The organism is Maritalea mobilis (assembly GCF_004363175.1).
GTDB classification, from domain to species: Bacteria; Pseudomonadota; Alphaproteobacteria; order Rhizobiales; family Devosiaceae; genus Maritalea; species Maritalea mobilis.
On the sequence record NZ_SNYR01000001.1, the window covers coordinates 49,296 to 74,165 of the forward strand.

General features: G+C 53.1%; 24 protein-coding genes. 10 read left to right on the forward strand and 14 right to left on the reverse strand.

What is annotated here, in order from left to right:
* Nucleotides 1-57 precede the first annotated feature (57 nt).
* Nucleotides 58-1,266 (reverse strand): ABC transporter substrate-binding protein, encoded by a 1,209-nt coding sequence (locus ATL17_RS00220; RefSeq protein WP_246028600.1) that lies wholly within the window; start codon nt 1,264-1,266, stop codon nt 58-60.
* 68 nt (nt 1,267-1,334) lie between these two features.
* Nucleotides 1,335-2,573 carry an aminotransferase class V-fold PLP-dependent enzyme gene (locus tag ATL17_RS00225; RefSeq protein ID WP_133570780.1) on the reverse strand — a complete coding sequence of 413 codons (1,239 nt, stop codon included), beginning with the start codon at nt 2,571-2,573 and terminating at the stop codon, nt 1,335-1,337.
* 240 nt (nt 2,574-2,813) lie between these two features.
* Here ATL17_RS00225 and ATL17_RS00230 point away from each other — a divergent pair, with 240 nt between their 5' ends.
* Genes ATL17_RS00230 through ATL17_RS00250 form a run of 5 tightly spaced genes read left to right on the forward strand, consistent with a single transcriptional unit; the run spans nt 2,814 to nt 8,731 of the window.
* A complete protein-coding gene (locus ATL17_RS00230) occupies nt 2,814-4,949 on the forward strand; it encodes a hydantoinase/oxoprolinase family protein (protein WP_425462411.1) in 2,136 nt (711 codons plus the stop codon).
* Nucleotides 4,949-6,556, forward strand: a complete 1,608-nt coding sequence (locus tag ATL17_RS00235) for a hydantoinase B/oxoprolinase family protein (RefSeq protein WP_133570781.1) — start codon at nt 4,949-4,951, stop codon at nt 6,554-6,556. Before ATL17_RS00230 ends, ATL17_RS00235 begins: the two co-directional genes overlap by 1 nt.
* Nucleotides 6,546-7,169 carry a helix-turn-helix domain-containing protein gene (locus ATL17_RS00240; RefSeq protein WP_133570782.1) on the forward strand — a complete coding sequence of 208 codons (624 nt, stop codon included), beginning with the start codon at nt 6,546-6,548 and terminating at the stop codon, nt 7,167-7,169. The genes ATL17_RS00235 and ATL17_RS00240 overlap by 11 nt, the downstream gene beginning before the upstream one ends.
* Nucleotides 7,156-7,587, forward strand: coding sequence for an SRPBCC family protein (locus ATL17_RS00245; RefSeq protein ID WP_133570783.1), 432 nt, complete (start codon nt 7,156-7,158; stop codon nt 7,585-7,587). The genes ATL17_RS00240 and ATL17_RS00245 overlap by 14 nt, the downstream gene beginning before the upstream one ends.
* Before the next feature lie 13 nt (nt 7,588-7,600).
* Entirely contained in the window at nt 7,601-8,731 is a 1,131-nt protein-coding gene (locus ATL17_RS00250) for a cupin domain-containing protein (RefSeq protein ID WP_208111091.1), read from the forward strand.
* Here ATL17_RS00250 and ATL17_RS00255 read toward each other — a convergent pair.
* From ATL17_RS00255 to ATL17_RS00270, 4 genes are read right to left on the reverse strand one after another with little or no spacing between them, the layout of a single operon-like run.
* A complete protein-coding gene (locus tag ATL17_RS00255; protein WP_133570785.1) occupies nt 8,728-9,540 on the reverse strand; it encodes a GntR family transcriptional regulator in 813 nt (270 codons plus the stop codon). The genes ATL17_RS00250 and ATL17_RS00255 overlap by 4 nt on opposite strands.
* Before the next feature lie 10 nt (nt 9,541-9,550).
* On the reverse strand, nt 9,551-10,378 hold the full coding sequence (locus tag ATL17_RS00260; protein ID WP_133570786.1) for an ABC transporter permease: 828 nt from the start codon (nt 10,376-10,378) through the stop codon (nt 9,551-9,553).
* The gene (locus ATL17_RS00265; RefSeq protein WP_133570787.1) at nt 10,375-11,331 is read right to left on the reverse strand and encodes an ABC transporter permease; all 957 of its coding nucleotides are present in this window, start codon (nt 11,329-11,331) and stop codon (nt 10,375-10,377) included. The genes ATL17_RS00260 and ATL17_RS00265 overlap by 4 nt, the downstream gene beginning before the upstream one ends.
* A 57-nt stretch (nt 11,332-11,388) precedes the next feature.
* The gene (locus ATL17_RS00270; protein ID WP_133570788.1) at nt 11,389-12,885 is read right to left on the reverse strand and encodes an ABC transporter substrate-binding protein; all 1,497 of its coding nucleotides are present in this window, start codon (nt 12,883-12,885) and stop codon (nt 11,389-11,391) included.
* A gap of 236 nt (nt 12,886-13,121) precedes the next feature.
* Here ATL17_RS00270 and ATL17_RS00275 point away from each other — a divergent pair, with 236 nt between their 5' ends.
* The 4 genes from ATL17_RS00275 to ATL17_RS00290 are packed head-to-tail and all read left to right on the forward strand — an operon-like array spanning nt 13,122 to nt 17,138.
* A complete protein-coding gene (locus ATL17_RS00275; RefSeq protein WP_133570789.1) occupies nt 13,122-14,078 on the forward strand; it encodes an ABC transporter ATP-binding protein in 957 nt (318 codons plus the stop codon).
* Nucleotides 14,078-15,016 (forward strand): ABC transporter ATP-binding protein, encoded by a 939-nt coding sequence (locus tag ATL17_RS00280; protein ID WP_133570790.1) that lies wholly within the window; start codon nt 14,078-14,080, stop codon nt 15,014-15,016. The genes ATL17_RS00275 and ATL17_RS00280 overlap by 1 nt, the downstream gene beginning before the upstream one ends.
* Nucleotides 14,995-16,011: a serine hydrolase domain-containing protein gene (locus ATL17_RS00285; RefSeq protein ID WP_133570791.1), complete on the forward strand. Its 1,017-nt coding sequence runs from the start codon at nt 14,995-14,997 to the stop codon at nt 16,009-16,011. Before ATL17_RS00280 ends, ATL17_RS00285 begins: the two co-directional genes overlap by 22 nt.
* An 11-nt stretch (nt 16,012-16,022) precedes the next feature.
* Nucleotides 16,023-17,138, forward strand: coding sequence for an anhydro-N-acetylmuramic acid kinase (locus tag ATL17_RS00290; protein WP_133572147.1), 1,116 nt, complete (start codon nt 16,023-16,025; stop codon nt 17,136-17,138).
* Between the two features lie 4 nt (nt 17,139-17,142).
* Here the strand turns inward: ATL17_RS00290 and fsa are convergent, their stop codons facing one another.
* From fsa to ATL17_RS00305, 3 genes are read right to left on the reverse strand one after another with little or no spacing between them, the layout of a single operon-like run.
* Nucleotides 17,143-17,796, reverse strand: coding sequence for a fructose-6-phosphate aldolase (gene fsa / locus ATL17_RS00295; RefSeq protein WP_133570792.1), 654 nt, complete (start codon nt 17,794-17,796; stop codon nt 17,143-17,145).
* Nucleotides 17,797-17,807: 11 nt separating this feature from the next.
* Entirely contained in the window at nt 17,808-18,230 is a 423-nt protein-coding gene (locus ATL17_RS00300; RefSeq protein WP_133570793.1) for a riboflavin kinase, read from the reverse strand.
* Nucleotides 18,227-18,733: a flavin reductase family protein gene (locus tag ATL17_RS00305; RefSeq protein WP_133570794.1), complete on the reverse strand. Its 507-nt coding sequence runs from the start codon at nt 18,731-18,733 to the stop codon at nt 18,227-18,229. The genes ATL17_RS00300 and ATL17_RS00305 overlap by 4 nt, the downstream gene beginning before the upstream one ends.
* Nucleotides 18,734-18,838: 105 nt before the next feature.
* On the opposite strand from ATL17_RS00305, the gene ATL17_RS00310 reads away from it, so the two are divergent.
* Entirely contained in the window at nt 18,839-19,435 is a 597-nt protein-coding gene (locus ATL17_RS00310) for a PadR family transcriptional regulator (protein WP_133570795.1), read from the forward strand.
* Between the two features lie 20 nt (nt 19,436-19,455).
* Here the strand turns inward: ATL17_RS00310 and ATL17_RS00315 are convergent, their stop codons facing one another.
* From ATL17_RS00315 to ATL17_RS00335, 5 genes are read right to left on the reverse strand one after another with little or no spacing between them, the layout of a single operon-like run.
* On the reverse strand, nt 19,456-20,364 hold the full coding sequence (locus ATL17_RS00315) for a ribokinase (protein WP_133570796.1): 909 nt from the start codon (nt 20,362-20,364) through the stop codon (nt 19,456-19,458).
* Between the two features lie 6 nt (nt 20,365-20,370).
* The gene (locus tag ATL17_RS00320; RefSeq protein WP_133570797.1) at nt 20,371-21,726 is read right to left on the reverse strand and encodes an NtaA/DmoA family FMN-dependent monooxygenase; all 1,356 of its coding nucleotides are present in this window, start codon (nt 21,724-21,726) and stop codon (nt 20,371-20,373) included.
* A gap of 51 nt (nt 21,727-21,777) precedes the next feature.
* The gene (locus ATL17_RS00325; RefSeq protein ID WP_133570798.1) at nt 21,778-22,611 is read right to left on the reverse strand and encodes an ABC transporter permease; all 834 of its coding nucleotides are present in this window, start codon (nt 22,609-22,611) and stop codon (nt 21,778-21,780) included.
* A complete protein-coding gene (locus tag ATL17_RS00330; RefSeq protein WP_133570799.1) occupies nt 22,604-23,434 on the reverse strand; it encodes an ABC transporter ATP-binding protein in 831 nt (276 codons plus the stop codon). The genes ATL17_RS00325 and ATL17_RS00330 overlap by 8 nt, the downstream gene beginning before the upstream one ends.
* A 12-nt stretch (nt 23,435-23,446) precedes the next feature.
* Nucleotides 23,447-24,553, reverse strand: coding sequence for an ABC transporter substrate-binding protein (locus ATL17_RS00335; RefSeq protein WP_133570800.1), 1,107 nt, complete (start codon nt 24,551-24,553; stop codon nt 23,447-23,449).
* Nucleotides 24,554-24,870: the final 317 nt, after the last annotated feature.

A 24,870-nucleotide genomic window follows, 5' to 3' on the forward strand; every position in this document is an offset into this window, starting at 1 on the left:
TTGTCCTGACCTTAGTGTGCCCGCAGCAGAGGGGGCTGCGAGCACCAAAGCGTTTGACTATTCGAAGATGGCGATTTGCTTGTAGCTATCACCTTCAACTACGAACTTGCCGATGAAGCCGGCGACGTCACCGTTATCGTCAAATTCATGGCTACCAGCGGCGCCTTCATAGTTGATGTCTTTGCCTTCAGCCAAAAGCTTCACAGCTTTTTCCCATTCACCCGGGCCAACAATTTCGCCCGGCGCATTGGCCACAAAGCGCAGCGCGTCTTTAATCGCGGTACGATCTGTGCTGCCTGCTTTTTCAATCGCCAAAGCGATCAGCATGGTGGCATCATAAGATTGATCAACAAATGGCTTGTCTGAGCCTTCGCCATAGACCTCATCAAAGCGCTTATGCAGTGCGTCGCCCGCTGGGTTTTCAGCAGGTGATGTTGGCGCTGAGAAGAAGGAGGTGGCCAATGCTTCGGCGCCCACTTGCTCGATCAAAAGATCGTCGCGCAAACCATCGGTGCCGATGAAGCGGTCAAACAGACCTGCTTCTAGCGATTGCTTTACAATCTTCGCGCCACTGCCGCCCGCATAAGCAATCAAAACCAGCGCTTCTGGATCGCCATTGGCCAAAGTTGCCAATTCACCGCGATAAGAGTTTTTCTTATCTTCGTGCTTTTCATAGCCTGTGATGGTGCCACCGAGCTTTTCAAAGTTTTCTTTGAAGGTGCCCGCAATGCCCACTCCATAATCATTGTTCACATAAGCAACTGCAACTTTGTTGATGCCTTCATCCAGCACGATCCTGGCGAGCACTTCGCCCTGATAATTGTCGCTCGGTACGATGCGATAAAGGAAATCGCCATCGTCCATATCGGTCATGGCAGGTGAGGTGGCAGTGGGTGACACTTGCAACACGCCATTTGGAATGGTGACCGCGTTGGCCGCCGCGATGGTGGCCCCAGATGAAAGGGCACCCATAACGGCCGCCACATTTTCAAGGTTCACAAGCTTGGTGGCCGCATCAACTGATGGCTGCGCCGCCGCTTGGCCGTCTGCAACAACAAGTTCGAATTTGCCACCGCCCAAAATGCCGCCGCCGGCATTCACATCGGCTTCAGCCAATTTGGCAGCGTTCAGAATAGGTGGAATAAAGTTAGCCAATGGGCCAGTGATGCCCATAACAGTGCCAACTTTTACGTCTTCAGCCGCGGCAAAGCCCGCCTGAGCTGCAAGTAGAGCCGATAAAGCAACGGCTAAAATTGGTTTTTTCAATGTCCTTCTCCCTTTTGATGTTCTCCCACAATCCTGCGCTTTAGTCTTTTTATTGCAGTGCGCGCGGATTAAACGGAGACATTTGCGTATTTCGGATCTCGCCAGATCTCCTCTTTGAGGATTTTTTGAAGCCGGCCCACTGCCTCCACAACTTGTGCGTGGGTAAGTGAAACCGGGCTCAAACCAAATCGAATAGCGTCGGGCTTGCGGAAGGAAGAGACGACTTTCGCGTCAATCAACGCTTCCACCACATGGCCTGCGCCGGGGGCCTTAAAGGTCACGTGACCACCCCGTTGATTATAATTGAGCGGTGAGGCGATTTCGACACCAAGATCACCGCAAGATTGTTGCAGCGCCTCAATAAAGAAATTGCTCAGGCTTTCATGCCGGGCCCAAATGTCTTTTGGAGCAAATTTTTGATAAATCTGGGCGGCGCAATGAGCGATCTGATTGGCACCTACCATCGGTGTTCCAGATATGAAACGCCTGATGCCGCCGTGCGGCTCATAATCACCCGCAAAAGCATAAATATCTGCATGTCCCATCCAGCCACAAACGGGTGGCCAAGCTTTCTCGCTCAAGTCTGGACGTACATAAATAAAGGCAGGGCCGCCTGGGCCAGTGCTGAGATATTTGTAGCCACAGCCAACAATGTAATCTGCATTGCTTTCGCGTGCCAAAACCGGTACAGCTCCCGCGGAGTGAGAAACATCCCAAATGGTGAGTACGCCCAATGCCTGCGCGGCGCGGTTGAATTTTTCCATGTTCCAGCGTTGGCCAGACTTGTAGCCAACATGGCTAAAGGTGCACACAGCAACATCTGAAGAGAGGGCGGCAAGCGCTTCTTCTTCCGTTTCTACATAGCGCACTTCCAAGCTGGGGTTGGCGCGCTCAAAGCCCTGCACAACATGAATATCAGTTGGGAAATTGTCTTTTTGCGTCAGAATAATCGTGCGTTCTTGATTAACTGCCAGCGCATGACCCGTCGCCTTATAGAGATTGATGGTCGTGTTGTCGCAAACAACTGTAGTGCCTTTTTCCGCGCCAATCATAGGAGAAAGCAAATCACCCAAAATGGCAGGCATATCCACCCAATCACGTTCCGCCCATCCGCGGCGACGCAAGGCAATCCAATCGTCAATTAAAGCATTGGCTGCAGGGCGCGCTGTTTTAGGCACGGGGCCGACAGAATTAGAGTCAAAGAAGATCCAACCCTCAGGCCGCTCATATTCTTCAACAATGTGCGCGATTGGGTCGTTTCCGTCCAACTCTGATGCGCGTTGTGTCAATTCAGACAAATCTTGCATTTCTCTCGCTCCCCTTGCTTAAAAAAGTTTCATACTTGAAATAACCTGTCAACCGAATTTCACATATGAAGCAAATAATTTTAAACATAAAATACATGGAGGTAAAAATTATTAATATATTTCAATGCTTTATATATTGACAAATTGTCGCATATGAATGTGAACAACGTTAATCTGCCAAATTTACAGTTGCAATTGCAAAATCTTTCAAATATGAAATAAATAGATTTTGTGGGGCGGGTGACTGCATTTGATGTGGTTGCTCAGGAGGAAGAGGCGCATATGCGAGGCGAAGAATCTGTCCGACTGGCGGTAGATATTGGCGGCACTTTTACGGATGTGGTGCTGGAGCTGGGGGACGTGCGCCATAGCGCTAAAGTGTTGACCAATGTGCAAAATCCAGAGCTTGGCCTTTTGGATGGTGTGCGCGTGGTGCTGAAAGAAGCCGCTGTCGCCCCACGAGATATTGATGTTTTTGTGCATGGGACAACCTTGGCCACCAACGCGCTGATTGAACGCAAGGTGGCAAAAACGGCGCTGATCACCACAAAAGGCTTCGAAGATATTTTGGAACTGGGTTATGAAAAGCGCTTCGACCATTATGATTTGATGATCGATATGCCGCCCGCCATTGTGCCCGCTGACTTGCGGTTTGGCGTGACGGAACGTTTGGCGCAAGATGGGTCAATTCTCTCTGCGTTGGACGAAGATGAGCTGGTGGCAATCTGTGCCGAATTGCGTGCTGTCAAAGTTGAGGCCGTTGCTATCGGCTTTTTGCATGCCTATGCCCATAGTGATCACGAAAAGCGTGCGCGAGACATCGTGCTGCGTGAACTGGGCGAGGGGGTGACTATCTGTGTCTCCCATGAAGTTTGCCCGGAAATCCGCGAATATGAGCGCTTTTCAACCACATGCGCCAACGCCTCGGTGCGGCCGCTGATCGAAGGCTATCTCACGCGGTTGGCGAAAGAGCTTTCTGACCTTGGTATTGATGCGCCACTATTTTTGATGATGTCCGGTGGTGGCCTGACAACTCTGGAGAGTGCTTCACGATTTCCCATTCGGTTGGTCGAATCTGGCCCGGCGGGTGGCGCGATTTTGGCCAGCCATATCGCCAAGCAATGTGATTTGGACAATGTCTTGTCGTTCGATATGGGCGGCACAACGGCCAAGATTTGCCTGATCGCTGGCGCTGTCCCCGAACGGGCGCGACATTTTGAGATTGCCCGTACCTATCGCGACACGAAAGGGTCCGGTTGGCCTGTGCGCATTCCGGTGATTGAAATGGTGGAGATTGGCGCGGGTGGCGGTTCCATTGCGCGAATTGACGCGATGCAGCGGATCAAGGTGGGGCCGGATAGCGCCGGGTCTGAACCCGGGCCGGTCAGCTATGGCCGTGGCGGCGAATTAGCGACGGTGACGGATGCCAATTTGGTGCTCGGCAAAATCGATCCTGCCTATTTCGCAGGCGGCAAGTTGCCGCTTTATCCAGACGCAGCGAAGGACGTGTTGGGCCAACAGATTGGTGCACCCCTCGGGTTGGACGAATTTTGGCCAGCTGCTGGTGTGGTGGAAATTGTAGAAGAGAATATGGCCAATGCGGCGCGGGTGCACGCCATTGAGCGTGGCCGCGATATTGCCGCCAGTACCATGATTGCCTTTGGCGGCGGGGCACCGCTGCACCTTTGCCGACTGGCGGAAAAGCTGTCGATCGACAAAATGATTGTGCCTGCCGGGGCCGGGGTTGGCTCGGCCATCGGCTTTTTGCGGGCGCCGATTTCCTATGAAGTGACGCGCAGCTTTCCGATGGTGCTGGACCATCCGGATATGAAGCGGGTCAATCAGATGCTTGACGATATGGCGCGCGAGGCGGGTGATATTGTGCGCCCTGCCGCAGGTGATCGCAAAGTGCAGGTGCAACGCGTCGTAGATATTCGCTATCAGGGGCAGGGGCACGAGCTTCAAGTTGTGCTGCCCGAAGGCACGCTAGATGCTGCCGATGCGCAATGGATTCATGATCAGTTCGAAACACAATATCGCGCCATCTATGGCGTGACCTTGGACAATGTGCCGAGCGAGATTGTTACCTGGTCGGTGACCGTGTTGTGTGAAATTGACGATGGGGTATCGCCCACATTTGGTGAAGGCGAGGCGACTGAGATCGCGCCGCGCAGCCATCGCGAATTATTTGACGGGGCGCAGGGCACGATGTTGGAAACACCTGTATATTGGCGATTTGATTTGCCAGTGGGTGCAAAGATTTCCGGTCCGGCCATCATCGCAGAGCATGAGACGTCGACCATTGTCACCTCGCAATTTGATGCAGAGATTGACGCCCATAGCTACATCATTTTGACCCGCAAGGAGGCTGTCTAATGCGCCAGAATGCTCATGACGCTATTCGCACCCAAGTGATGTGGAACCGCCTGATTTCTGTGGTGGAAGAACAGGCGCAGTCCTTGCTACGCACGGCCTTTGGCGCTGTGGCGCGCGAGGCGGGCGACCTGTCTGCCGGGGTTTATGATTTGAACGGGGCGATGTTGGCGCAGGCGGTGACGGGCACGCCGGGGCATGTGAACACCATGGCCAATGCGGTCGTACATTTCTTGGAACGCTATCCTGTGGAAACGCTAAAGCCGGGCGATGTGTTGGTAAGCAATGACCCATGGATGGGCACCGGGCATTTGTTTGACTTTGTGGTGGTCACACCAGCCTTTTACGACGGCAAAGCGATCGGGCTTTTTGCCTCCACCTGCCACGTTATCGATGTGGGCGGCGTCGGTTTTTCGGCAGACGCGACCTCGATTTATGAAGAGGGCACTTTGGTGCCGCATATGTATTTGCGGCGCGAAGGGCAGCTCAATGAAGATTTGCTCAGTGTGATTTTGGCGAACACGCGCAATCCAGTGGAAGTGCGCGGCGATTTGATGTCGCTGATCAGCGCCAATGATACGGGTGTCAATCGACTGGTCGAGATGATGGAAGAGTTCCAGATCGATGGGCTGGACGATTTGGCCGCACATATTTTGGAAACCTCCAAAGCGGCGACACAAAAGGCGATCCGTGAGGTGCCGGATGGTGTCTATCATTATGATTTGCCATTGGATGGCTATGAAAGCCCGATCACCATCAAAACCGAATTGCGGGTGGAAGGCGATCAGATCACCATCGACCTGTCGGGCAGTTCGCCTGCCTCTAATTATGGAATAAATTCGCCGCGCACCTATAGCCAAGCCTATGTGGTGTTTGGCCTGAAAGCCGTGATCGCGCCAGATGTGCCGAACAATGCAGGCTCGCTGGGCTGTTTTGATCTTATTAGCGAACCGGGGACTTGCGTCGACCCGGTATCTCCCAGTCCGGTTACGGCCCGTCATGTGATCGGCCAAATGCTGCCTGATGCAGTGTTTGGTTGCCTCGCACAGGCGTTGCCGAACCGGGTTCAGGCGGAAAGCGCGGGCAGCATTTGGGTGTTGGCAATGGCCTCTGCCCATGGCCATGCACTGCCAAGCGAGTTGAAAGACACAAGCCGCTTCAACGTGATGAATGTGGCTATTGGCGGCATTGGCGGACGGCCGGGTAAGGACGGGTTGAACGCTATGGCGTTTCCTTCTGGCGTGGGGTCCATTCCGGTGGAGATCACCGAAAGCCAATGTCCATTGTGGTTCAAGCGCAAGCGGATTTTGCGCGACAGTGGCGGCAAGGGCAAATATCGCGGCGGCCATGGGCAGGTCATTGAAGTGGCGAACCGCGAAGCAGCACCCTTTACCATTTCGGCAGCCACGTTTGATCGGTTGCAGAACGCGGCCTCGGGCCGCGAAGGCGGCGAGCCAGGGGCGTTGGGTAAGGCCTACTTGGGTTCAGGGCCAGCTTTGAAGGGCAAAGGCATTCACCTAGTTCCCGCAGGCGACAGCCTGGTGGTAGAATTGCCCGGCGGTGGCGGATTCGGCCACCCGGACGAGAAGGAGCAAAAGAATGGCGACTGACCCCTCACGTAAGCCAAATTTTGAAGATTTAAAGGTTGGCGCACAGGTGAAAGCCTTCCGCAAAGCCAAGAAATATTCGCTGAGCGAATTGGCGCGGATTACCAGCATTTCCGAGGCGACTTTGTCGCGGGTGGAAAATGAGCAGACGCCTGTGAGTGCCCACAATCTTTATATACTTAGCCAGGCGTTGGATGTGGACATAACAGCCTTTTTTGAGGCGGCGGCACAACCGATGCGCACGGGCGTACGCTCGATTTCGCGGGCAGGCGAGCAACCGCCCATCGAGACCGCGCGCTATGTGGCGGAGGTGTTGTCTACGGATCTGGCCAACAAGAAGATGCACCCGGCCGTCAACACGGTGACCAAAAAGTCGTTGGAAGAGGCTGGCGGATTGGCCAGCCATGCGGGCGAGGAATTTCTATATGTACTGGAAGGTCAGTTGATCTTTTATACGGACTTTTATTCGCCGACTTTGCTCAATGAGGGCGACAGCATTTATTTTGATGGCAGCATGGCCCACGCCTATGTGGCGGGGGGCGATGGCCCGGCGAAGATTTTGGTGGTGACCAATATTGATGGCAAATCAGAAGGCTTTATCAATGAGCATTCTTGATAGCCATATCACCTCCATCGTGATTGATGTGCCCCATGACAAGGTGGTGGATTTTGTGGCGTCGCCGCAAAATCTGGACCAATGGACCTTTGGCACATGGGAAATCGAAACGCTTGGCGATGGCGTGACCAAAGGCAAAAGCCTATTTGATCGCAGCGAAATCTACGTCAAAGTCGCCTACGAGCCAGCGTTTCATATGGTGCATTACTTGCTATCTGCCACGGAAGCCGGGCCTTTTGAAGCCCGGATCAGTGCCCGCATTTTGCCCGGCCGGACCATGGGCCTTGGCGCTGACCAGAGCGTTTTTTCGCTGATGGTTTGGCGACAGGCTGACATGGACGATTTCCGCTGGCACAAGCTCAAAACATGCCATGAGACCGAGGTGATGCTGGTGAAAGCGCGCCTTGAACATCAATAGGGAGGAGATGGTCATGGATCCACAAAATGCAGAATTGCAAACCAAGCCGGATTTGGTGAAGGGTGCGGAAATCGTGCTGTCGACGCCGGATTTGAAAAAGGATTTGCCATTTTTCTTGAAGCGGTTGGGTTTTCGGCTGGATAAGATTTTTCCGGCAGATGATCCAAGCGTTGCGGTGATCTCTGGCCATGGCGTCTCTATCCGGCTAGATCGCGATGCGACCAGCACGGTGCATAGTTTGCGCTTGAATTGTGATGATCCTGACAAGTTTGCGGCAGGCGAAACTAGGCTAACCGCACCGAACGGCACCCATATCGAAATTATCGATGCCAACCCACCCTTGGTGCAGCCTGAAACGCAACATAGCTTTTTGGTGCGCCGCTTGAAGGATAGCGACAGCTGGGTGATCGGCCGCGCCGGGATGCGTTATCGCGATTTGATTCCGGATCGGCTGGGCGGCTCTATCATTGCCTCCCACATCCGCATTCCGGATGGTGGCCCTGTGCCGGATATGGTGCACTATCATACGGTTGGGTTTCAGTTGATCTTTTGCTATCGCGGTTGGGTCGACGTGCTTTATGAGGATCAGGGTGACAAAATTCGTCTGACAGCAGGCGACTGCGTGATCCAACCGCCAGAAATCCGGCATCGTGTTATGGAAGCCTCGGACAATGTTGAAGTGGTGGAGATCGGCGTGCCTGCCGACCATGTGACCACCATTGATCATGAGATGACCTTGCCCAATGGCAAAGGCGACCCGGACCGTGAATGGCAGGGTACTAAATTTATTTATGACAAAGTGGCCGAAGCTACTTGGAAGCCGTGGCGCATTCCCGGGTTTGAAGCGCGGGATACGGGTATCGGCACGGCCACCAAAGGTGTTGCGGGCGTGCAAGTTGCGCGGCCGATCAAAGGCGAAGTGGCACCGCGCACCAGCCACAACACCGATATTTTATTCACCTTCGTCAAGGAGGGCAGCATGACCCTGATGGTGGATGGCGAGGAGCCTTATGATTTGGTGGCAGGCGATGCGTTTGTGGTGCCGCCGTTTATGAAGGCGGCCTATCGCAATTGTTCTGACGATTGCGAGTTGCTGGAAATAACCCTGCCGTCAGAGTTTGAAACCGAAGTGGCGGATGATTAGTGCTCGATATTTAGCTCTGCGATAAAATCGTACCGGTCGCCGCGATAGGCGGACATGGTGACTTCAATTGGGCGGCCATTGGCGAGGAAGGAGTGGCGCTCGGTGTGGAAAATTGGTGAGCCAATTTCTATGCCGAGCAGACGGGATTCCTCTTCATTGGCGATGGCCGCATGCATGCGCTGCACCGCGCGAACGGGCATATTGCCACTCTGCCGAAGCGCCTCATAGAGCGAAGCCTCAATAGTTTCAGGCGGGGCGGCATAAAGCGGCACGGTGGCATTTTCAATGCCCAGTGGCTCGCCTTCCGCAAGACGTACACGCGAGAGGCGAACAACTTGTTCGCTGGGCGAAATGCCAAGTTTCAGCGCTTCATTGGCGGTCGGCAAGCCAACTGATTTGTCTAAAAGAATGGAGCTGGATTGCTGCCCACGTCGCTGCATGTCTGCGGTGAAGCCCAAAAGGATAGACAGCGGCTGATCAATCTGGGGCTTCACAAAAGTGCCAGCCCCATGGCGCTTGGAAATCAATCCGTCATTCAAAAGGCTTTCAATGGCTTTGCGTACAGTGATGCGGGAAAAACCAGTGGCTTTGACCAACTCACGCTCGGATGGCAAAGCTTCACCACCGCGCAACGCGCCGCGCTCAATAAGCTCGCGCAAAACGCCTGCCAGCTGGCGATAAAAGGTCTCGTTGCGCTTTTGACTATGCTGAAGTTTCAGCAAAATTTCTTCCATGACGGGATTTCCCGACAAAGCAGAAACAGTTTCCCCGTCAGGCTGTTGTTGGCTTTTATCGGATTTTCCGGTCACTGAAACATTCCTAATTATCAGAGCGTAGACGCGGGTCTAACGTGTCGCGCAGGGCGTCGCCCAAAAGGTTGAAGCCAAACGACAAAAACAAAATAGCAAAGCCAGCAAATATAGCAGGCCATGGCGATAGCAATAAAAAATTGCGGCCTTCGGATAACATCAAACCCAAAGAAGGTATAGGCGGCTGTGCGCCGAGGCCGAGGAAGGACAGGGAGGCCTCCACCAAGATAGCGGCAGAAAGCAACAGGCTGGCCTGCACCAAAATCACAGATGAGAGGTTGGGCAGCAGGTGCGAAAAGATAATCCGCAGGTCTGATGCGCCGATGGCTTTCGCCCCCATCACATATTCGCTTTCAACAATCACAAGGGAAGGGCCGCGCAACAGCCGTGCGAAAATAGGCGTGTAGACAATGGCAATCGCAATGGCAGCGCCCCATGTGCTTGGCCCGATCACAGCGATAACACCGATGGCAAGCAGCAGGATGGGGAAGGCAAAAAGAATATCCATCAATCGCATCACAATGCGATCAAACCAGCCGCGATAATAAGCGGCGAGCATGCCCAACATGCCGCCGACCAACAAAGCCAAGCCCACCGCAGTGAGGCATGTCACCAATGACGTGCGGTAGCCATAAACAATACGCGCCAGCACATCGCGGCCTAGTTGGTCTGTGCCCAGAAAATTGACAGCATTTGGCGCTTTCATCCGCTGGATCATGACCTGCTGATAGGGGTCTTGAAAGCCTAGAATGGGAGCGAAAAGCGCCAGCCCGATCTGCAACGCCACAAACCCAATAGCAAAGCTAAGTAGCTTATTTTGTTTGATAAACTGTCTCATTGGGACACCCGCGGATCAATATATGCGTAAAGCAGGTCGACAAAGAAATTCACCATCACGAAGGAGGCGGTCATCACTAGAATGGATGCCTGTACCAGCGGGTAATTTCGTTCTGCAATGGCCCCAAGCACCAAGCGGCCCAAGCCAGGGATAGCGAACACTTGCTCAACCACAATGGCACCGCCCAGCAAATAGCCCGTGGCCACGCCGACGCTGGTGATGAAGGGGATCAGCGCATTGCGCAACGCATGTTTATAAACAAGGCCCCGTTGCGGCACGCCTTTGGCGCGCGCGGTGCGAATGTAATCCTGGCTAAGCGCATCCAACATTGCGGAGCGGACAAGACGGGATAAATTTGCCAGCATGGGCAAGCCGAGGGCGATCACGGGCAAAATCATGCGCTGCAAATTGCCCAATGGATCTTCGCTAAAGGGCACATAGCCAAGCGCCGACACGCCGGGGAGCAGCTTTGACACCATGAAAATTGAAACAATGCCAAGCCAGAAAGACGGAATGGTGAGGCCAGCAATCGCGCCGATGCGCACAGCGACTTCCGCTCCTTTGCCACGCGCTTCGGCCATAAAACAGCCGATGGGGATGGAAAGACCAGCGCCAAACAGCACGGAAAGAAAAGTGAGTTCTAGAGTAGGCCACAGATTGGCGCTGATTTCGGACATAACCGGACGACCCGTCCAGATCGAGGTGCCGAAATCTCCGCGAACCGCGCCCCAAATCCAATCGAAATATTGCACATATATGGGCTTATCCAACCCAATACGGGCTTCCAATTCGGCGATCCGCTCCGGTGTAATTTCAGTGTTTGCGCCCAACATGATCGCCACGGCGTCGCCGGGGATCAGCCGGATCATCATAAAGACGATGATCGACACACCGAAAAGAACAACGGCAAGATCAATCAATCTGCCAACAATAAATCGAGAAGAAGTGCGCATCTTATGACCCAAAGTAAAAGCGCGGCATCACAAAATGACGCCGCGCTTGCTTATTGGTTATTTCATTGTGGCGTTGACCAAGCTGGTCAAACGGCCCGTTGGGTAAATTTCAAAGCCTTCAACCTTGTTGTTTACCGCAGTGAACAAATTGCCATAGGCAAGGTGCGCAACTGGACCTTCACAAGCAAGCATGCGCTGTACGTCATCGTAAATTTCTTTACGTGCAGCTTGGTCTGTCTCGCTGCGGCCTTTGTCCAACAGATCATTCAGCTCAGGATTGTCATATTGGAACACGTTGGTTGAACCACCTGAATAGAAGGTGCGGTAGAAATATTGGTCGGGGTCTGGATTGCCGCCATTGGCAGAAACGAACATGTCGAAATCTGAATTGCGCCAATCTTGCACAAACTCACCAATTTCCTTGTTCACCAACTCCACTTCAATGCCGCCAGCAGCCAGCTGTTGTTGGATGACCTGCGAGATGTCGCGGGCATCTTGCCGTGGCAACACAAGAATGGAGAGCTTGATTGGCATATCTACGCCAGCTTCTTCCAGCAATGCTTTTGCGCCATCAACATCTGGCGTGTAGCAATCGAACTCAGACGTATCGAGCGCCCATGAGCTGAGAGCAGGGGAAAGCGGGCCGCCTGGCACACCCGCGCCAAACAAAGCGCCATCAATGATTTCCTGCCGGTTCAGCAGCATATTGATCGCACGACGCACTTTAGGCTCCGCCAAAGGACCACGGGTCACATTCATGCCCAGCAGTGTGTAGGCCACGTCCCGTGTATCAAAAACGGAGACGTTAGGCTGCGCATGCAATTGCAATGCAGTTGCCGGGTCAATGCCTGGCAAAATGTCATAATCGCCGCTGGTGAGGCCAACTTGGCGGGTTGCCGCTTCTGGCACAAAGTTCACCCGCACACCATCCAATTTCGGCAAGCCATCTTCGCGATAACCGTCAAATTTGGTCAGGGCGATATAGCCATTGGGCTGCCATTCGTCGAACTTGAAAGGGCCAGTGCCGATTGGTGTTTGCTGAAGCTTCTCAATGTCGTTTTCCAACTCTTCCGGCACGATGGCGATGCCAGCGAGTGCAGATAGAATTGGCGCAAATGGTGCGTCCAATGTCAGCTTAACAGTGGTTGCATCAACAACTTCAATGCCGGTGATCGGCGAAACGCGGCTGGCCAAAGGTGAGCCTGTAGCTTCTGCCTGTACCCGGCGGATAGAGGCCGCCACATCATTGGCATCCATGGTTGAGCCATCATGGAAGGTTACGCCATCATGCAATTTGAATGTGTACGAAAGGCCGTCCTCAGAAACGTCCCATGATTTGGCCAAATCTGGCACAACATCAAGGTCAGCATTGATGTCGGTCAGGCCTTCATAAATATTGCCCTGTACAACTACAACAGAGTTGAACGCAGTGATCAAATGCGGATCAAGGCCCGCAGGCGATGAATCAATTGCCACATTTAAACTGGCCGCAGATGCGCCTGTGGCGAGCATGCTGGATGCAAATAATGCAATCCCGAATTTTTGAATAGACATGGTTCCTCCTAAATCTAAGACTTGCGTTTCAGCGCAAGCATATGTCCGATTTCATGGTTCATCTCTCAGCCATGCCGCGATATATCCACTATAGAACCACTCTGGACAATTTCGACGTTATGGTATTATTCTTTGCTATGCAAGTGGGTCTATAATCGAAAGAAAGCTGCTTTTCTTTTGAGCTATACCCATTCAAAATTGGTCATCAATCGTGACCATTTTCAACGGGAGGAACTATGACCCAATCGCCACTACTCACAATCGATGATTTGTGGATTGATGTTGGGTCGAATCCCGTTATCGAAGGCGTTTCTTTATCGATTAAACCGGGCGAAATGCTAGGATTAGTGGGCGAGTCCGGCTGCGGGAAGTCAGTAACTGCGCTTTCTATCATGCGCCTCTTGGCAGAGCCACCTATGCGCATCAGACAGGGCGCAATTCACTATGACGGTCAGGATATTTTGGCCATGTCTAACGCTGAATTAGAACGGCTGCGCGGCAATCAAATCGCGATGATTTTCCAAGAGCCGATGACCTCGCTAAACCCGGTTTTCACCATCGGTGATCAAATCGCCGAAGTGGTATTGCTTCATAAGACCAGTGATAAGGCGGAAGCAGCGCGACGTGCGGTTGAACTGCTCGAAAGGGTTGGTATTCCAGCCCCGGAAAAAGCGGCGCAAAAATATCCACATGAAATGTCTGGCGGGCAACGACAGCGCGCAATGATTGCCATCGCCTTGGCGTGTGACCCGAAACTGCTGATCGCCGATGAACCTACCACCGCGCTGGATGTTACAGTGCAGGCGCAAATTCTCGAACTGATCGAAGATTTGCGGCGTGAAATGGGGATGGCTGTGCTGTTGATCACCCACGATTTGGGCGTGGTGTCTCAATATTGTGGTCGCGTCGCGGTGATGTATGGCGGACGCGTGGTGGAGGAGGCGCCAGCAGAAGAGCTGTTTGCCAATCCGCGCCATCGCTACACTGAGGCGTTGTTGCGTACAATTCCGGCGGCGAACCCGCCCGGGGTGGAGCTTCCGGCTATTCCCGGGACGGTGCCGCCACCCGGTGCGCGGCCAAGCGGATGTGCTTTCCATCCGCGTTGTTCTGCTTGTCTGGACATCTGCACAGAGGAAATGCCCGAGTTAACCGGGGATGATCACCATCGTTTACGTTGTTGGAATGCGGCCTAATGACTTTGCTTGAAATCAAAAATCTTTCGAAAATCTATCACGGCAAAAATGGCGCGAAAGTGCAGGCCTTGTCAGATGTGTCACTGGACATTACCGCGGGCGAAGTGGTTGGCGTCGTGGGGGAATCCGGTTGTGGTAAATCGACATTGGGACGCTCATTGCTGCGGCTGATTGAACCCAGCGGCGGCCAGTTGCTGTTTGAAGGGCAAGACATTGTGCCGCTGAAAAAATCGGCTCTCAAGCCGATGCGGCGCGATTTGCAGATTATCTTTCAGGATCCGTTCGGATCGCTCAACCCGCGCCATAAAGTGGGCAAGGTGATTGGAGAACCGTTGGAGGTGCATGGCATTGGCACAAAACAGCAGCGGCAGGAGAAAGTGCGCGAATTGCTGGATTTGGTGGGCTTGCCACAAAATGCCATTGATCGGCATCCGCACGAATTTTCCGGCGGCCAGCGGCAACGGATTGCCATTGCCCGCGCGCTGGCGCTTGATCCCAAGCTGATTGTTGCTGACGAAGCAGTGTCGGCATTGGACGTGTCGATCCAAAGCCAGATCATCAATTTGATCGCCAAGCTGCAAAAACAGCTCAACATCTCCATTCTGTTTATCAGTCATGATTTATCTGTCATTCGCCATGTGAGCGACCGGATCGCGATTATGTATCTCGGGCGGATTGTGGAAATGGGCGAAACCGAAGAGGTGATGCAAAACCCGCAGCACCCTTATACGCAGTCGCTTTTGTCTGCCATTCCTCGCGTTGGCGAGAAGCGGGCGCGTACCGTTTTGGCGGGGGAAGTGCCTGATCCGGCAAATCCGCCATCGGGCTGCGCCTTCAACACAAGATGTCCCAAGGTGATGGATGTTTGCAAACAAACCCGTCCTGAGTTGAAGGCGCAAGCACAGGGAGCTGTGGCATGTCATCTCTTTCCGCAATAAGTGATGTTGAATCCATCGCTGAACGGGCGTTTGAACCCGTTCAAGCCGCAATAGATACTGGCAAAATCCCCGGCGGCGTTCTGGGTATTGTGACCGCAGATGGCGCACGCGCCATTTTAAATGCCGGGAACGCGCAGACGGTGCCGAACCAGCGACCTATGGAAAAAGACACCTGGTTCGATCTCGCGTCACTTACCAAGGTGATTTTCACGACCTCGCGCATTCTAGATTATGCCCTTGAGGGGCAGATTGATTTGGATGCGCCCTTGATCAGCGTGTTACCGGATTTGCGGCAATACAATGCCGATGCATGGGAGCGTAAGGTGACGTTCCGCGAATGTTTGGGACACCAAACGCCATTTCCAGCGGTCGAGCCGATCTACACCTATGGCCGCGATCCGGAACTGCTGCGGGCCTTTATCCTGCAACGTGAATGGCGCAAAGGGCCTCCGGTCTATTCTGACATCAATTTCATCCTGCTCGGCTTTGCTTTGGAGCGTATTGAAGGCTGCAAATTGCGCGAGATGGTACCGCCAGAGGGGTTCGCGTTCAGCGCGCCTAAACATGTGAGCGCGGCAACAGAGGATTGCACATGGCGCTCGAAAATCATATGCGGCGAAGTGCATGATGATAATTGCTATGCGTTGCAAGGGGCAGGGCATGCAGGCTTGTTTGGCACGGCGGACGCGGTGCTAAATTTTGCATCTGATCTGCTGGAAAACGCAGACAGCCCAAAAGTAGAGCTGATGCGCACCAAATTGAGTGAGAAGCGCAGCCACGGTTTTGAACATCGCCATGACGGATGGCCCGGCGGCGATAATTGCAGCGATGGAACAATTGGCCATACCGGGTTTACAGGAACGGGTGTGTGGGTGGATTTTGACCGGAAAATCGGGTGGACCTTGCTGACCAACCGTATTCACCCAACGCGACATTTCGATAGCGGTATCGCTGAACTGCGCCGCGCTGTGGGCGATCTAGTCGTGCAATCTTAAGGGGAAACATGATGAGTGCAATTTGGTCTGTTGGCCTGATGACCGGAACGGTTTTGGACGGCTTTATCGATGTGGCTTTGCTGCGCACAGACGGCGAGGAAATTGTTGAGTTCGGCCCCTATGAGCTGATGCCTTATCCCGAACATATCAATGAAATGCTGGTGCAAGCCTTGGCAGAGGCGCGCGAATGGCAGTTTGCTGACGAAGACCCAAAAATCTTTGCTGAAGCCGAAGCCGCGCTGACTGACGCACAGTCAGACGCGGTGAAGGCACTGGTGGCGCAAGCGGGCTTGAAAATGTCTGATATCGGTGCTGTGGGTTTTCACGGACAGACCGTTTTGCACCGCGCCCCGCAGCCAGAAAGGATCGGACAAACCCGCCAGCTTGGGGATGGCCAACGGATGCATGAGCGATTGGGTGTGCCAGTTGTCTATGATTTCCGCAGCGCGGATATGGCCGAAGGCGGGCAGGGCGCGCCACTATCGGCGATCTATCACGCGGCTTTGCTGAAACGCATAAATACGGGTGCAGAAAGTGCGGTGCTCAATCTGGGTGGAGTGGCCAATATTTCATGGATGTCTGCCGCCGGCGATCTGATTGCCTTTGACACCGGGCCAGCCAACGCCCCCACGAATGATTTTATGAAGGCGCGTGGCTTGGGCAAAATGGACGAGGATGGAAAGCTGGCCCTGTCTGGCACAGTGGACGAAGAGCGGCTTGCATCGCTTTTGACCCATCAATACTTGGCGGCAGCCTATCCTAAATCGCTCGACCGCTTTGATTTCGGCCCGGAAATGGCAGACGGGTTAAGCAACGCAGATGGGGCGGCAACTTTGGCGGCGTTCACAGCGGGTGCGGTGGGCAAAGCACTGGATTTGCTGCCAGCAAGACCTGAAAGATTGATCGTTTGTGGCGGTGGCCGCAAAAACCCTGCCATTATGAAAGCACTGGAAGTGCGTACGGGCTGTACCATCGATCGGGCGGAAGATCATGGCTGGCGCGGTGATGCGGTAGAAGCAGAATGTTTTGCTCATCTTGCAGCCCGCACATTGCGCGGACTGCCGATCAGTTTCCCAAAAACAACGGGTGCGCCAAAACCGCTGACCGGAGGCCGGATCGCGCGTTAGAAAGCTAAAGGATTGATTGTCCTGTTGATTTCCAGTCTTTGACGAACGCGTCCAAGCCCTTGTCGGTCAATGGATGTTCAGCCAATTTGCGGATCACCGCTGGTGGAATTGTCGCCACATCAGCACCCGCCAGCGCGCTGTCGCTCACATGGTTGGCAGAGCGGATAGAGGCCGCAAGAATTTCGGTTTCAAAGCCGTAATTGTCATAAACGGTGCGGATATCTTCAATCAGCTGCATGCCATCAAGATTGATGTCGTCTAGGCGACCAATAAATGGTGACACATAAGTTGCGCCAGCTTTGGCGGCCAACAGCGCTTGGTTCACGGAGAAGCACAAGGTGACGTTGGTTTTCACGCCTTTATTGGTGAAATAGCGGCAGGCTTTCAGGCCTTCCATGGTCAAAGGCAATTTGATCACCACATTGTCAGCCAGTGAGGCGAGGTAATCGCCTTCTTTCACCATGCCATCATAATCTGTGGCAGCCACTTCAGCAGAAACTGGACCTTCAATCAGGTCGCAGATTTCTTTCACCACTTCAATAAAGTCACGGCCAGATTTAGCAATAAGGCTTGGATTGGTGGTCACACCATCCAAAAGGCCAGATTCATTGAGTTCTTTAATGTCAGCAACTTCGGCTGTATCGACAAAAAATTTCATGATTTCCTTCCTTAGCGCTGAGTATATTCAGCCAATATTTGGCGCGACCGTTCAACATCGCGCATGGTTTGTTCTTTAAGGGCGTCGACTGATGGAAACACCACCATCTCGCGCAAAAGCGCCACAAAACTCACTTGGATGGCGAAATCATAAAGATCACGATCAAAATCGTGAATATAGGCTTCGAAGCGCCGTTCTTTCACATCATCAAATGTGGGATTGTCGCCAATGCTCATTGTAGCATGATAAATTTGATGCTCGTCTTCAATTGTCACTAAACAGGCATAAACACCATCCGGTGGGGTGGGGGCATCTGCGGCAACAGAAATGTTGGCCGTGGGAAAGCCCAGCACTTGCCCGCGGCCGTGGCCGGAAACCACATGGCCGGATAAGATGATCTCTTGCAATGATAGGGCAGGAGCGGCGGAAATCATGCGTCGTCCATCAATTCGCGGAATTGGCTTTGATGAAACACCAAAGGTGCCTTTGCGGGAAACAGCTCTGCATCGTGTACATCGAGAATGATGATTTCGTGATCACCAGCAGTCACAGCTGCGCTTTGGCTGCATTCGAGCCACAAGGCCCCCCCATTGATCAACACTGCACCATTGTCTTTTTCAGTCCATTCAGCCCCATCAAAGCGATCAGCCGTGCGCGACGCTAATTTGCGGCAGAGTTCGCTGTGCTGCGCGCCCAACACTGTTAGGCCCAACCGCTCTGCCTTTGCCAAAAGGGGCCAAGTGGAGGAGCCATTGCCCACACAGATCGATACAAGTGGCGGATCGAGCGACACCGAATTGAATGAGTTGACCGCAAAACCAACGGGCTTGCCCTCAATCAGCGCACAAACGGCAACGACACCGGTGGGGAAAACGGAAAAGGCGCGGCGCAATTCGCTGGGCGAAATTGCATTTGCTATTTGAGTTTGTGCTGACATTAAATTCTCCCGGACCGTTTGGTGGCCCCTAAACTAAATTTGGTCTTATTTCGTTTGAACTATTCTATCTTGAATGTTCAAAAATGATCACGTAAACATAAGCTTATGTCGAACCTTACACGCCTCATGGTGCTTGGCGCCGTTCATCAATTTCAGCCTGTGCATGGATATTTTCTGCGCCAGGAACTGATCACTTGGCACGTTGACGAATGGGCCAACGTCAACCCCGGTTCCATTTACAATGCGCTGTCGTCGCTCAAAAAAGATGGCTATGTTGAAGAGCATTGCATCGAGACTCAGGGCAAGCGCCCCGAGCGCACGGTTTACAAAATGACGCCCGAGGGCAATGTCGAATTTATTCGCTTGCTGCGGAAAGTCATTTGGACCGTGGATGCGTTCGACACGAAATCCGGCATGGTGCTGACCTCGTTCATGTTCGCTTTGAGCCGACAGGAAGTCATCGAGGTGCTTGAACATCGCGTGCGCGAAATCGACGCGCGTGTGAAAGCCAATGGCTATCATGTTGAAGATGTGGCGCAATCGGAAACCACGCCGCTCTATGTGCGCGAAATTTTTGAGCTGTCCACCACGCGCTTGAAAGGCGAGAAAGAGTGGACCGAGACGCTTCTTCAGCGGCTGCATGATGGCGAATATAGTTTTGCTGGTGAAGAACCCAGCAAGCGCGGACGACATCAGCCGTAACGATTTGACGGCAATCTTAGTCATAAGATCACCTGTTTCGTTTGCGGTGATTTGCTGATCATCGCGTGAATTTTCTCTAGCGACAAGTTGTCGGTTTGTGCGCCCATCGCCATGGCGGTGAGTGCCCCTGCAGCTGACGCATGGCCAATCGCATCTTCAATTGAATGACCTGAGGCTAGAGCCGCAGCAAAGGCCCCACAAAAGGCATCGCCAGAACCTGTTGTATCAACGACATTTATGGGGAATGCAGAGGCAGTCTGCGCCGGAGCATCCTGTTCTGCCCACATTACACCATTGGCCCCCAGCGTCATCACGATGAGGGAAGGGCCGGCTTGCCGCAAGGCATCAAAGCCGCCCAAATCCTCTGCCTCGGTTTCATTTACCACCAAAATATCAGCCAATGCCAAATGCTCGGGGCCAACATCGCGGGACGGGGCTGCATTCAGCAAAGTCAGCACACCAAGATGCTGGCTAATGGCCATGGCGGTTTTTGCTGCCTGAGGGCCAATTTCCATTTGCACCATCATTAAATCAGCATTGCTGAGGGCATGTGGCAGTTGGGTTAGGTCCAACTGTTCATTGGCGCCAGGAACCACAATGATGGAGTTTTCGCCGCCGGATTGGCAGGAAATATAGGCCGTGCCAGTGGGTGCTTGCGGGTTGGTACGCAGATAACGGTCACTTAGGCCGATTTGCGCACAGACCTTGCGCAGATGCTGCGCCTCGTTGTCGGCACCAACTTGCCCCACAAATTGGGTGGAAGCGCCGCAGCGGTGGGCGGCAACGGCTTGGTTGAAGCCCTTGCCACCGGGCATTTTGCCCAGCATTTGCCCCATAATGGTCTCGCCCGGCGCGGGGGCATGATCAACCTGCACCATAAGGTCCAGATTGATGCTGCCCACAACACAGACTTTTCCCAAAGCACCCATGATGGACTAGCCCTTCGCGCTAGCGCGATAGCTCGCGCCCGGGTGATCATCGCGCAATTGTGGTGTGGACGTGCCCACCAAACGCTCGCGCAATGTTGCTTCAGGATAACCTTCACGCGCATAGCCACGTTCACGCAAGATCGGCAACACTTTGGTCGCGAAATCCAAAGTTGAACCGGGCTGCGTGACCGGGGTCAGCAAGAAGCCATCTAGATCGGTGGCGTCGGCCAGCTCGCAAATATGATCCGCAATTTCTTCGGCAGTGCCAACCAATGGTGCTGGTTTTACGCCATGGGCATGCCAATCTGCCAATACATCAGCGACGGTTTTATCGCCAAAACGTGCAATCTGCGTTTGCGACAGTTCGGTGTGCAACGAGCTCATTTTTGTTTCTGGTGCGTAAGACGACAGGTCTAGCCCCGTGAACATGGCATAAGACGCGACAGCAACTTCTGGGTTTTGTGCATCCAAAACCTCTTTATATTTGCGTTCGGCTTCTTCCTTGGTGTCGCCAATCACACATGAAAAGGCGCTCATCAATTTGATGGAATTAGCATCACGCCCAGCTTTTACAGCCTCATCGCGGATGGACTTGACCTGTTCAGCCAATTTTTCTGCCGTGCCACCACCAAGGAAAATACATTCCCCGTGGGTGCCGCCAAATTGGCGACCCCGTGGGGAGGAACCAGCTTGGAACAGAACAGGCGTGCCCTGCGGCGAATAGGACGTGTTGGCATAGCCATCAGAATTGAAGTGTGTGCCCTTATGCTTGACGCGGTGCACTTTTTCAGGATTGGCGAAATGGCCATCCTTATTGCGCTCAATTGCATCTGGCTCCCAAGAACCTTCAAACAATTTATAGGAGAGTTCCATAAATTCATCGGCCATGTCATAGCGATCATCATGGGCGACCATTGGCACACCGAAGGCTTTGACTGCGGTTTCAGCTGTGCCAGTTGTCACCACATTCCAGCCCAAACGGCCCTCGGAGAAATGGTCCAAGCTCGCCATGCGCCGGGCGAACGAATAGGGCTGTTCCAGAAGCGTTGACCCCGTTACCACCAACCCAAGATTTTTGGTTTGGCTGATCAGCGCGGCAGCGACAATAAACGGGTCCATACGCGGTAGATCCAAAGATTCAGTTGAGCAGATATCTGGCCGCTCACCATTCACTTCAGACCACCCCCATGCGTCCGCTAGGAACAGAAAGTCAAGTCCACCTTCTTCGCAAATGCGAGCGACTTCCTGCCAATATTCTAGCCGATCAAAATGATCGCGTTTATTGCCTTTATGGCGCCATGTGGCGGTGCCGGAATCGTTAGCCTGTGCGTTCTCAAACACACCAAAACGGAGTTGTTTCATCTTAAAACTCTTTCATTATTAGGGACGGTGGGCGCAAAAGGAACATTCGTCCTAGCGCCCAACAGCATTCTCGTCGCTCCACCACAGAACCCGCTTGCGGATTATGGCGAGGGCCGCGATCAACACGATGCCCAAAAGGCAAAGCAGTGCGATAGATGCCCAGATCACCGGCAAATTGGCCTGCGCCGCGGCAATGGTGAGCAGGGAGCCAAGGCCCGCTTGCTGACCCGCAGCCACAAATTCCGCCACAGCTGCACCCACCACTGAAAGGGGAAGGGCAATGCGCAAACCGGCAAAGAAGAACGGCATGGAGACAGGGAAGCGCAGATCACGGAAGATCTCCCAACGGCTGGCGTGAAGCGTGCGCAACACGTCCAATGCGCGTGGATCAGCTTCTTTTAACCCTGCAAGCGAGTTCACCAGCATTGGGAAAAAGACAACCAAACCCGTCACAATATATTTGGGCAACATGCCAAAGCCGAACGCCACCACCAGAGCAGGGGCAATCGCCACAACCGGCGTGACCATAATCACCACCATAAGCGGCATAACGGCGCGTTCAATCAGAGGAAATTCGCACATAATGACGGCGAGGATAAATCCGGCAAATATGCCCATACTCGCGCCAATGGCAATTTCTTGCGCGGTGACCAGAAGGTTTGCCCAATACATTTGCGGCGAACTCATCAGGCTGTTGCCGATCGCATCCAATGTGGGGATCACATAAGGATTGGAATAGGCCACAAGCTGCCACAACACGGCAACCGCAATGAAGGTGACAATGGTGGGGAGGGACGAGAGCGCCATGGCCACCAACTTATAGTCTCGCAACGGCCGCAGAGCTGACCCATCCAATTTTGTATCTGTCGGTGTTGTATTAGCCATGAGCTTCCCTCATCACTTTTTTCAAACTATTACGCACATAGCCTTCCAAATCGCGGAACGCGTCCGTTGCATAAGCGGCTTCCTGACGTGGCCGGGGCAGGTCAACTGGAATAATTTCAGCAATGCGTCCGGGATGCGCCGCCATCAAAATAATCCGATCGGACAACATGATTGCTTCTGGCACCGAGTGGGTGACAAACATCACCGACTTCCGGTTGGACTGCCAAAATTCGAGTAAGCCCATGCGCTGTTGATCGCGGTTCATCTCATCAAGTGCTGAAAACGGTTCGTCCATCAGCATAACAGCGGGGTCAAAAACAAAGGCGCGCGCAATCGCAACACGTTGCTGCATCCCGCCAGACAATTGACCGGGAAATTTGTGCATGGCATTGCCCAGCCCAAACGAGCGCAACAAGGCTTCCGGGTCGCGCAAATCGCGACCCTTATTGGCACCTTTGTTGATCAAGAGCGGTAAGCGCACATTGTCCAGCACCGTGCGCCAAGGCAACAATGCCGGGGATTGCGGCACCAAGCCAATTGATTTGGCTTCAGCTGCCGCCTTAACGGGGCTGCCATTGATCTCAACTTGACCGGCATCGGCCTTGGAAAGCCCTGCCACAAGTTTCAACAATGTTGATTTGCCACACCCACTTGGTCCGATAACTGAAACAAATTCGCCCTTTTTGATATCAAAGCTGACATCATCAAGAACCGTGATTTTTGCGCCTTCAGGGCCAAACCCTTTAGACACATTTCTCACCATCACGCCAACATCATCATCCTTAGGAAGTGATGATGCTGGCTGGCTGCTAACATCTTGCATCAACATCACCGATTAGCGTGGCCACTGAAGCTGGCCGTCCTTATACAGGTTGGCCACAAGGTCCGCGTCCATCATTTCGTCAATGGCTGGGAGTTCAGCAAGTTCGCCATATTTGGCGACCATGGCGTGCTCATTTTCCCAATCGGCTGGGGAGTGGGCGCCTGGTGCTTTATTGCTGTTGCGCACCCAAGAGGATTCAACAGCCCAAGTGCGGGCTTGCTGATCAGCAGGGAAGGCTGACCCTTGGTTGTTTGCCGCAGCAAGTGCGCTGATTTGCTCAACACAATCTTGTTCGTTCGCCAAACAATATTCCAATGCACGCAGTGAAGCCCGCATGAAATCAGCCGCAACTTCACGGTTTTCTTCCAAGAACTGCGAGTTGACTTCCATCACATTATAGGTGCCTTGCAGGCCATAATCTTCTGGGCGGAACTCATTGAATGGCATGCCGAGCGAACGCAGTTTCTCAGGCTGGTTTGACGCGTAACCAACAATGGCATCCACTTGGCCGCGTGGCACAACAGTGGGGTCATAATTGGTCATTTTGATCAGGCTGACTTTTGACATATCAACGCCAGCAGCGTCCAACATGGCTTTTGCGATTGGCGTAATATTGATGAAATAGCCAAGCGTGCCGCCTTCCAAATCTTTCAAAGATTTGATTTTCTCATTCGCAAAAATCGAAAAGGGCGAGTTGTTGCCATAAGTGGCAACGGCTTTCAAATTCCGGCTATTTGCAGCCGCCAACATCACATCTGAGGCGGAGCCAAGTGCGGTGAACTGGGCTTGGCCAGATGCCACCAATAATTGGCCATTTGCACCGCCTGCATTGATTTCAACATCAAGGCAAAGCGCATCAAAAAAGCCAAATTCTTTCGCCAAAAACACATCCAGCTGGCCAGCGCTGGCTGAATAACCATAGCCGGATACATAGGTAATAGTGCCTACAGATTGGTTGCGCTCGCACTCTTCAGCGCTGATCGCCACATTGTCTTGCGCCAATGCGCTGCTGGCCATCAAGCTGGCGGGCAGGGACGCAGCCGCCGCAAGAGCAATCGTTCCAAATGTAGACGCAAAGGCACGACCTTTGTGTCCTAAATTACGCGAATCCATTCTCATGATTCATCTCCTCTCCTCGCAATTCATGCAAAAAGTTACATATTTAAATTCAATTAGTCAACTTTGAATAATATGATTGTGAATAATGAGGGTACGCGCACTTGATCTGCAGATTAATCGATAAACTTCAATGAGATATACGCGCGGGAACGCCGAGCGAATGCTCGTCGCTACATGTTCGTATAAATATTTTTGAATGTAAAGCTTGGAGATTTTTTGACAGAATGTCGCAGCGGAAAGTGCGCGTCTAAGTGCAAATTGAAGCCAAAAAAACGGCGCCCAAAATCAATTTGGACGCCGAGAGGAGGAGAAGGGAA